At 77.2% G+C, this 1,502-nt stretch carries 1 protein-coding gene; it reads left to right on the top strand.

Translation table 11 applies throughout. The features are described 5' to 3' along the window. Window positions 1-1,466, top strand: a 1,466-nt coding sequence (locus DQW06_RS25005) for a hypothetical protein (RefSeq protein WP_117199427.1), incomplete at its 5' end; no start/stop codon positions are given. Window positions 1,467-1,502: the final 36 nt, after the last annotated feature.

The raw sequence follows: 1,502 nt of genomic DNA on the forward strand, positions 1-1,502 counted from the left end.
GCGCCCCGGGCCGCGGCCGTGACGCGGCCGACGACGGCCTGGCCCCCGCGTCGTGGGAGACGAGGCCCTCCTCCTCGACCGACCGGCCCTGGGGCCCCGACCCCGCCGGCGACCGCGGTCCGTGGACCGCCGACCGGGGCGGTCAGCCCTGGGAGGACGGCACACGCGCCTCCTCCGGCTGGGACGACGACGCTCCCGTCCGCGACCGCGGCCCGGCCTCATGGACCGACGTGCCCGGCCCCGACGGCAGCTCCTGGGACGACGACGCCCCGGCGGACCGGTCCTGGGACGACCGCGCCCCCCGGCACGGTGCCGACGAGCGCGGTGCCGACGCCTGGGACGACCGCCCCTACGACGACGACCCCCTCGGGGGAGACCGCGCACGCGGCCGCTCCTGGGACGACGACGAACTCGGCGGCGACTTCCGGGGCGCCGACAGCACCCCCGCGGGCGCCGACGCCCCCGACGCCTGGGCGCCCTCCGGCCGCACCGACGACCGGCCCGGCGCGGACTCCGGCGGCTCGTGGGGCGACGGGTACGGCGACGAGCTCTCGCCCTCCGGGCTGGGTACGGGCAGCGGCAACACCTGGGCGTTCGACCGCAACGACCCCCGGCTGCCGGACGTGGTCCGCGAGGCGGAGCAGCGCCGCAGGGAGTCCTCCTCCGGACGGGCCGAGACCGTCGACTGGGGAGGGCCCGACACCGGTGAGCTCTCCGCGGCGGTCCCCGGCGCGGACGACCCCCTGGGCGCGATCGCCGACATGCAGTCGCGCGCCCGGTCCAGGGACCAGGACCTGCCGGACGACCCCGGCGGGGCCACCCAGATGTTCGACGCCCGCGCCCTGGCCGGGGAGGGGGACTGGGAGGACGACGACGAGTTCCGGCGCGACGTCCCCCCGCGCGGTGACGACGGGGCGGACTACGGCCACTACGACGACGACCCCGAAGGGCCGGAGTACGCCCACGACGGGGACGCGGAGCGGCCGGAGCCGGAGTACGCCTACGACGACGACCCCGAGCCCCGCGGTGACGAGCGCGACGACCGCGACGACCCCGAGTACGAGGACGGGTTCACCCCGGCCGACTACGGGATGCCCGCCGCCCCGGCGGGCCGCAGCAAGCGCCGCAAGGACCCGATCGCCGACGAGTTCCCCGGTTTCGGCGACCGCCCCCTGGGCGGCGAGGCCGGTGACGCCTACCCCGGCTACGACAGCATCGACTTCCTCGCCGACACCGAGCGGGGAGCGACGCTCACCCTGTGGCTGGGCGTGGCCTCGCTGCTGCCCGGCGTGGGTCTGGTCACGGCCGTCCTGGCCCTCCTGGTCACCGGGCCCAGGGCCAAGAGGGCGATCCGCGAGTCCCGCGGGCAGCTCGACGGCCTCGGTCTGATCACGACCGGAACGGTCTTCGCCGTCGTCGGCATCCTGGTGACGGTGATCTCCGTCGCCCTCTGGCTGGTCCTGTAGCGCGACGGCCGCCTCTCGGGGACAATCGTCCCCGGG

It is taken from the genome of Nocardiopsis sp. TNDT3, from assembly GCF_003427465.1.
GTDB lineage: Bacteria > Actinomycetota > Actinomycetes > Streptosporangiales > Streptosporangiaceae > Nocardiopsis > Nocardiopsis dassonvillei.